Here is a 7,406-nt window from a genome sequence, read left to right on the forward strand (position 1 = left end):
GGCGCCCTTGGATGCGCGAGCAGACGCAGAATCGCATGAAAAGACACGCGCCAGTGCGATTCTGCGTCTGCTCGCGGCCCTTCGTGCCACGGCCCGCAACACCTGGCGCGCGCTGACCTCGATGGGCACCGCGCTGGTGCTGCTGTTCCTCCTCGCGCTGGGCGCGATACCCGGCGCGCTGTTGCCGCAGCGCAGCCTCAACGCCGGCAAGGTCGACGAGTACCTCGCCAGCCACCGCGTGATCGGGCCCTGGCTAAATCGGCTGCAGGCCTTCGACGTGTTCTCCAGCTTCTGGTTCACCGCCATCTACGTGCTGCTGTTCGTGTCCCTGGTCGGTTGCCTGACCCCACGGATGATCGAGCACGCCCGCAGCCTGCGCGCCACCCCGGTGGCCGCCCCGCGCAACCTGGCCAGGCTGCCCAAGCATGCCAGCGCCGAAATCGCCGGCGACGCTGCGGATCTCAACGCCCTGGCGAACACGATCGCCGGCCGACTGCGCGGCTGGCGCACGGCGATCCGGCACGAGGGCGAGGTCGTCGAAGTGTCCGCGGAGAAGGGCTACCTGCGCGAGTTCGGCAACATCGTCTTTCACTTCTCGTTGCTGGGCCTGTTGGTCGCCGTGGCCGTCGGCAAGCTGTTCGGCTACGAGGGCAACGTCATCGTCATCGCCGACGGCGGCCCCGGCTTCTGCTCGGCCTCGCCGGCGGCGTTCGACTCGTTCCGCGCCGGCAACACCGTCGACGGCACGTCGCTGCACCCAATCTGCATCCGGGTCAACGACTTTCAGGCGCACTACCTGCCGTCGGGGCAGGCCGCCTCGTTCGCCGCGGACATCGACTACCAGAACGGCGGCGACCTGGCCGCCAACAGCTGGCGGCACTACCTGCTGGAGGTCAACCACCCGCTGCGCGTCGGCGGCGATCGGGTGTACCTGCAGGGCCACGGCTACGCGCCCACCTTCACCGTGACCTTCCCGGACGGGCGGACGCGAACGTCGACCGTGCAATGGCGACCCGACAACCCGCAGACCCTGCTGTCGTCGGGGGTGGCGCGCATCGACCCGCCCGCCGGCAGCTATCTCAACGCGGCCGAGCGCCGCCAGCACGAGATCGCCATCCAGGGCCTGCTGGCGCCGACCGAGCAGCTCGAGGGCACCCTGCTGTCGTCGCGGTTCCCGGCGCTGAACGCCCCGGCCGTGGCCGTCGACATCTACCGCGGCGACACCGGCCTGGACACCGGGCGGCCGCAGTCGTTGTTCACGCTGGACCCCCGGCTGATCGAGCAGGGGCGGCTGACCAAGGAGAAGCGGGTCAACCTGCGCGCCGGCCAGGAGGTTCGGCTTGACGCGGGCCCGGCCGCCGGCACCGTTGTCCGCTTCGACGGCGCCGTGCCGTTCGTCAACCTGCAGGTCTCCCACGACCCCGGCCAGGCCTGGGTGCTCGTCTTCGCGGTCACGATGATGGGCGGGCTGGTGGTGTCGCTGCTGGTGCGCCGCCGCAGGGTGTGGGTCAGGCTCAGCCCGGCGGCCGGTACGGTGAACGTCGAACTGGGCGGGCTGGCGCGCACCGACAACTCCGGGTGGGGCGACGAGTTCGAGCGGTTGACCGAGCGGTTGTTGCACGGGCTGGGCGAGCCCGACACCGCCGGGTCCGTAAGGAGTTCTCAGGTGGACGTCAAATGAACACGCTGCACGTCAACGTCACGCTGGCGCGCTACTCCGACTGGGCGTTCACCTCGGCGATCGTGGCCCTGGTCGTCGCGCTGCTGCTGCTGGCCGTGGAGCTGGCCTACGTCGGCGCCCGGCGCGCCGATCAGCGCGCGTCGGTACTGGCCGGCTCGGTCGCGGCCGACAGCTCGGTCCCCGGCATCGTGGAGGACGCCGACGCGCGGCCGTTCGACGAACGCGTCGGGCGGGCCGGGCTGGCCGTGGTCTACCTCGGCATCGGGCTGCTGCTGGCCTGCATCGTGCTGCGCGGCCTGGCCACCGTGCGGGTGCCGTGGGGCAACATGTACGAGTTCATCAACCTGACGTGCTTCTGTGGCCTGGTCGCCGGGGCGATCGTGTTGCGCCGCCCGCAGTATCGCCCGCTGTGGGTCTTCCTGCTGCTGCCGATCCTGATCCTGCTGACCGTTTCCGGGCGCTGGCTCTACACCAACGCCGCCCCGGTGATGCCCGCGCTGCAGTCCTACTGGTTGCCGATCCACGTGTCGGTGGTCAGCCTGGGCTCCGGGGTGTTCATGGTCGCGGGCATCGCCAGCATCCTGTTCCTGCTGCGCACGTCGCGGCTCGGTGATCCGCAAAACGAACGGGCCGACGGCGCGTTGGCCCGGATGGTCCGGCGCCTTCCCGACGCCCAGACCCTGGACCGCGTCGCCTATCGCACCACGATCTTCGCGTTCCCGGTGTTCGGTTTCGGGGTCATCTTCGGCGCGATCTGGGCCGAAGAGGCCTGGGGCAGGTATTGGGGCTGGGACCCCAAGGAGACGGTTTCGTTCGTCGCGTGGGTGGTATACGCGGCCTATCTGCACGCCCGGTCGACGGCCGGATGGCGGGACAGGAAGGCGGCCTGGATCAACGTCGCGGGTTTCGTCGCCATGATCTTCAATTTGTTCTTCGTTAACCTGGTGACCGTGGGCCTGCATTCGTATGCAGGCGTGGGATGACAGTCAGCAACCGACCCGAGTAACACACAACAGGGGGAGTGCACGTGTCCGACCATCCAACCACCGGCGTGGGTGCGCCCGAGCCGACCACGCAGCCGCCCCCCGAAGCGCCGCCACAGCAGCCGGCGGAACCGGGCGACGAGGCGCCCACCCGCGCCTTCGCCGGATTCCGCACCGAGCGACGGGTCCCCGGACCCGAGCGGCGGCAGGCGGCCGCCCCCACCGCGCCCGGCCCGGCGCCCGGTGGGATGCCGCCCTGGGATCCCACACCGGTGACCGGGATCCCGCGCGTCGACCCGACCGCGTTCGGGGCCTATTACAACGGGCCATCAGAGGCGCCACCGGCCGAGGCGCAGGCGCCGCCGTACCGGCCCGAGCACCTACCGCACACGCCGTATCCGGAGCTGTCCACCGGCATGCTCTTGCGCCCGGTCAAACCGCCGCCATCCGAGGGTTGGCGGCGGGTGGTCTACGACCTGTCCGGCCACCTGATCAACCTGGGCGAGAGCCCCCGGGCCCAGCGCCACAACAACCTGGTGGCGCAGGTCAACCGGCCCCTGCGGGGTTGCTACCGGATCGCGCTGCTGTCGCTGAAGGGCGGCGTCGGCAAGACCACGATCACCGCGACGCTGGGGTCGACGTTCGCGACCATCCGCGGGGACCGCGTGGTGGCCGTCGACGCCAACCCCGACCGCGGCACGCTCAGCCAGAAGATCCCGCTGGAGACGGCGGCGACGGTGCGCCAACTGCTGCACGACGTTGGAGCGATCGAGCGCTACAGCGACGTCCGCCGGTACACCTCGAAGGGCCCGTCCGGCCTGGAGGTGCTGGCGTCGGAAACCGACCCCGCGATCTCCGACGCGTTCGGCGCCGAGGACTACAGCCGGGTGCTGGAGATCCTGGAGCGGTTCTACGGCCTGGTGCTCACCGACTGCGGCCCCGGGCTGCTGCACTCGGTGATGTCGTCGGTGCTGGAGAAGGCCGACGTGTTGCTGGTCGTCGCGTCGGGGTCCATCGACGGCGCGCGCAGCGCCTCGGCGACGCTGGACTGGCTGGACGCCCACGGGCACGAGGAGCTGGTCCGCAATTCGATCGCGGTCATCAACGCGGTGCGCCCGCGCACCGGCAAGGTCGACATGAACAAGGTGGTCGACCACTTCTCGCGCCGCTGCCGCGCGGTGCGGCTGATCCCGTTCGACCCGCACCTCGAGGAGGGCGCCGAGATCGACCTGGACCGGCTGCGGCGCGGCACGCGCGAAGCGCTCACCGAGCTGGCGGCCGTCGTGGCCGACGGGTTCCCCGGTGACCAGCGCAACCCGGGTCTGGTTTAGGAGGGACTAGCGGGGGTTATCCCCGTGGCCTAACCGCCGCAAGAAGTCAGGATCGTCGTCGGGCCCGATGACGCGGGTCTTCGGCCGGGCCTGTGACCGCGCCGCGCGCCAGCCAACGTAGATCAGCGTTCCCAGGATCAGAACGAGTAGCAGGTAGAGCACTCAACACCTCCTCCGAGCGAATATACGCGGGCCGTAGGCTCGGGGTGTGCCAGATCGGCCCAGCGACAGCAGCACCGACGAGCGCCCGCGCAATCGGGTGGTCGTCGACGTTTTGCTCTATGCCGCAGCGCGGCTGGCGCTGGTCGCGGCGCTGAGCGGCGCGATCTACGGGGTCGCGCGATTGCTGGGGATCGCCCAGTTCCCCCTCGTGGTCGCGGTGTTGTTCGCTCTGATCATCGCGATGCCATTGGGCATCTGGGTGTTCGGCCCGCTGCGCCGCCGCGCTACCGCGTCGCTCGCGATAGCCGGCGAACGCCGACGCCGCGAACGCGAACAGCTGCAGGCCCGGCTGCGCGGCGAGGAGCCGCCGCGGCCGGAGCCGGACGCTTAGCCTCCCCTCGTTTGCGTGTGCATCGGCGACGTTGCGCGTGCATCCAGGGCGAAAAAATCGCCCGGATCCCGCCGTCAGCTCACACGCAAAACCCTGAATGCACACTCAGTGCGCGAGGGCCAACGCGCCCGCCACCGCGAACGCCCACACGACCATCGCCAGCCCGGTGTCCCGCAGCACCGGAATCAGCTCTCGCCCGCCGCGGCCGGAGCGCACCGGGGCGAGCGCGCGCAGGGCCAGCGGCGTCGCGACCAATCCCACGGCGCACCACGGCGTCGCCGCCATCAGCACCAGCGTCGCGACCCCCGCGGTCGCCATCAGCGCCTGGTAAAGGATCCGGGTGTGGGCATCGCCCAGCCGCACCGCCAGGGTGATCTTGCCGGACTGTGCGTCGGTGGGGATGTCGCGCAGGTTGTTGGCCACCAGCACCGACGACGACATCGCCCCGATCGATACCGCCAGCACCGCCCCGACCCAGTCCACCCGCAACGCCTGGGTGTACTCGGTGCCCAGCACGGCAACCAGGCCGAAGAACACGAACACCGCGACCTCGCCAAACCCCGCGTAGCCGTACGGCTTTGAGCCGCCGGTGTACAGCCACGCGCCGGCGATGCAGGCCGCGCCGACCGCGATCAGCCACGGCGCGCTCAGCAGCGCCAGCACCAGCCCGGCGACCGCGCCCAGCGACAGGCTCGTCACCGCCGCGGTCAGCACCGCGCGCGGGGCGGCCAGCCGCGAGCCCACCAGCCGGACCGGGCCGGCGCGCTCGTCGTCGGTGCCGCGGATGCCGTCGGAGTAGTCGTTGGCGTAGTTCACGCCGACGATCAGCGCCAGCGCGACGGCCAGCGCCAGCAGCGCCTTCCACCACACCGCGGATCCCAGCCACGCCGCGGCGCCCGTGCCCGCCACCACCGGCGCCACCGCGTTGGGCAGCGTGCGGGGCCGGGCACCCGAGACCCACTGCGCGAGACTGGCCACCAAGCCATCCTGCCTCATGCACCACAATGGGCGGATGCTCGGAGTCATCGGCGGCAGCGGCTTCTACACGTTCTTCGAGTCCGACACCCGCGACATCGACGTCGACACCCCCTACGGTCCGCCCAGCGCCCCGGTCACGGTGGGCGCCGTCGGCGACCACGAGGTCGCCTTCCTGCCCCGGCACGGTGCGACCCACCAGTTCTCGGCGCACACCGTGCCGTATCGGGCCAACATGTGGGCGCTGCGCAAGCTGGGCGTGCGGCGGGTTTTCGGCCCCTGCGCGGTCGGCAGCCTGAACCCCGACAACGGCCCGGGCGCGGTGGTGGTGCCCGACCAGCTGGTGGACCGCACCACCGGCCGCCCCGACACCTACTTCGACTCCGGCGCCGTCCACGTCGACTTCGCCGACCCGTACTGCCCGACGCTGCGGGCCGCGGCCACGGGCCTGCCCGACGTCGTCGACGGCGGCACCATGGTGGTGATTCAGGGGCCGCGGTTTTCCACCCGGGCGGAGAGCCGCTGGTTCGCCTCGGCCGGCTTCAGCCTGGTCAACATGACCGGCTATCCGGAGGCCGTGCTGGCGCGCGAACTCGAAATATGTTACGCGGCAATCGCGTTGGTGACCGACCTGGATGCCGGCGTCCGGGCCGGTGAGGGCGTGAAGGCCGTCGAGGTGTTCGCCCAATTCGAGAAGAACATCGGGCCGTTCAAGGAGCTGGTGCGCGCCGCGATCGGCCGGGTCGCCGCCGAGCGCGACTGCACGCACTGCCAGCCGCACACCGGCGTGACCCTGCCGGTGGAGTTGCCGTGAGGGTGCTGCTGACCGGGGCGGCCGGTTTCATCGGGTCGCGGGTGGACGCGGCGCTGCGGGCGGCCGGTCACGACGTGGTCGGCGTCGACGCGATGCTGCCCGCGGCGCACGGCCCGAATCCCGTGCTACCGCAGGGCTGTCGACGCGTCGACGTCCGCGACGGTGACGCGCTGGCCCCGTTGCTGGACGGCGTGGACCTCGTGTGTCATCAGGCCGCGATGGTCGGTGCGGGCGTGGACGCGGCCGACGCGCCGGCCTACGGCGGCCACAACGATTTCGCCACCACGGTGTTGCTGGCGAGGATGTTCGCCGCGGGCGTGCGACGCCTGGTGCTGGCCTCGTCGATGGTGGTCTACGGGCAGGGCCACTACGCCTGCCCCGAGCACGGGCTCGTCGACCCGCCGCCGCGCCGGCGCGCTGACCTCGACGCCGGGATCTTCGAAAACCATTGCCCAACATGCGGACTCGACCTGACGTGGCGACTGGTCGACGAGGACGCCGCGCTGCGCCCACGCAGCCTGTACGCGGCCAGCAAGACCGCGCAGGAGCATTACGCGCTGGCGTGGTCGGAGGCGACGGGCGGCTCGGTGGTGGCGTTGCGCTACCACAACGTCTACGGGCCGGGCATGCCGCGCGACACCCCGTACTCCGGGGTGGCAGCGATCTTCCGCTCGTCGCTGGAAAAGGGCGAGCCGCCAAGGGTTTTCGAGGACGGCGGGCAGATGCGGGATTTCGTCCACGTCGACGACGTCGCCGCCGCGAACGTGGCCGCCGCGGAGGCCGACCAGGACGGCTTCACCGCCGTCAACGTCTGCTCCGGGCGGCCCATCTCGATCCTGGAGGTGGCCACCGCGCTGTGCGAGGCGCGGGACGGTTCGATCGCCCCGGTGGTCACGGGGCAGTACCGCAGCGGCGACGTGCGCCACATCGTCGCCGACCCCTTGCGGGCGGCCGAGGTGTTGGGGTTTCGCGCGGGCATCGACCCGCGTCAGGGCTTGCGCGAATTCGCCTTCGCGCCTTTGCGTTAAGGCGATCGCAAGCGCGGCGAAGCCGGGCGCAGCGGGTCGCC

8 protein-coding genes are annotated in these 7,406 nt (G+C 71.1%); 6 read left to right on the plus strand and 2 right to left on the minus strand.

The genetic code is table 11. The features are described 5' to 3' along the window. Positions 1-121 precede the first annotated feature (121 nt). The 3 genes from N415_RS12395 to N415_RS12405 are packed head-to-tail and all read left to right on the plus strand — an operon-like array spanning position 122 to position 3,995. A complete protein-coding gene (locus N415_RS12395; RefSeq protein WP_068181709.1) occupies positions 122-1,681 on the plus strand; it encodes a cytochrome c biogenesis protein ResB in 1,560 nt (519 codons plus the stop codon). Beyond that, positions 1,678-2,664 (plus strand): c-type cytochrome biogenesis protein CcsB, encoded by a 987-nt coding sequence (gene ccsB / locus N415_RS12400; protein ID WP_068181643.1) that lies wholly within the window; start codon positions 1,678-1,680, stop codon positions 2,662-2,664. Before N415_RS12395 ends, ccsB begins: the two co-directional genes overlap by 4 nt. Positions 2,665-2,708: 44 nt before the next feature. After that, a complete protein-coding gene (locus N415_RS12405; protein WP_068181712.1) occupies positions 2,709-3,995 on the plus strand; it encodes a MinD/ParA family protein in 1,287 nt (428 codons plus the stop codon). Between the two features lie 6 nt (positions 3,996-4,001). On the opposite strand, the gene N415_RS31440 is transcribed toward N415_RS12405, so the two are convergent. Then, a complete protein-coding gene (locus N415_RS31440) occupies positions 4,002-4,157 on the minus strand; it encodes a hypothetical protein (RefSeq protein WP_142282082.1) in 156 nt (51 codons plus the stop codon). A gap of 46 nt (positions 4,158-4,203) precedes the next feature. Here N415_RS31440 and N415_RS12410 point away from each other — a divergent pair, with 46 nt between their 5' ends. Next, positions 4,204-4,548 (plus strand): DUF4229 domain-containing protein, encoded by a 345-nt coding sequence (locus N415_RS12410; RefSeq protein WP_068181651.1) that lies wholly within the window; start codon positions 4,204-4,206, stop codon positions 4,546-4,548. Between the two features lie 105 nt (positions 4,549-4,653). On the opposite strand, the gene N415_RS12415 is transcribed toward N415_RS12410, so the two are convergent. Further along, complete coding sequence (locus N415_RS12415; protein WP_068181715.1) at positions 4,654-5,526, minus strand: 1,4-dihydroxy-2-naphthoate polyprenyltransferase; 873 nt, start codon at positions 5,524-5,526, stop codon at positions 4,654-4,656. 34 nt (positions 5,527-5,560) lie between these two features. Between N415_RS12415 and N415_RS12420 the strand changes: the two genes are divergently transcribed. Continuing rightward, positions 5,561-6,337 carry an S-methyl-5'-thioadenosine phosphorylase gene (locus N415_RS12420; protein ID WP_068181656.1) on the plus strand — a complete coding sequence of 259 codons (777 nt, stop codon included), beginning with the start codon at positions 5,561-5,563 and terminating at the stop codon, positions 6,335-6,337. Then, positions 6,334-7,365, plus strand: a complete 1,032-nt coding sequence (locus N415_RS12425; RefSeq protein WP_068181660.1) for an NAD-dependent epimerase/dehydratase family protein — start codon at positions 6,334-6,336, stop codon at positions 7,363-7,365. The genes N415_RS12420 and N415_RS12425 overlap by 4 nt, the downstream gene beginning before the upstream one ends. The last annotated feature ends 41 nt before the right edge of the window (positions 7,366-7,406 follow it).

Origin of the sequence: Mycobacterium sp. UM_CSW, assembly GCF_000455205.1 — a bacterium.
Classification (GTDB): Bacteria; Actinomycetota; Actinomycetes; order Mycobacteriales; family Mycobacteriaceae; genus Mycobacterium.

Excerpts from the sequence above, each read along its gene's own strand:
- N415_RS12420 (WP_068181656.1), top strand. The coding sequence starts at position 5,561 with ATGCTCGGAGTCATCGGCGGCAGCGGCTTCTACACGTTCTTCGAGTCC.
- ccsB (WP_068181643.1), top strand. The coding sequence starts at position 1,678 with ATGAACACGCTGCACGTCAACGTCACGCTGGCGCGCTACTCCGACTGG.
- N415_RS12395 (WP_068181709.1), top strand. The coding sequence starts at position 122 with ATGGGCACCGCGCTGGTGCTGCTGTTCCTCCTCGCGCTGGGCGCGATA.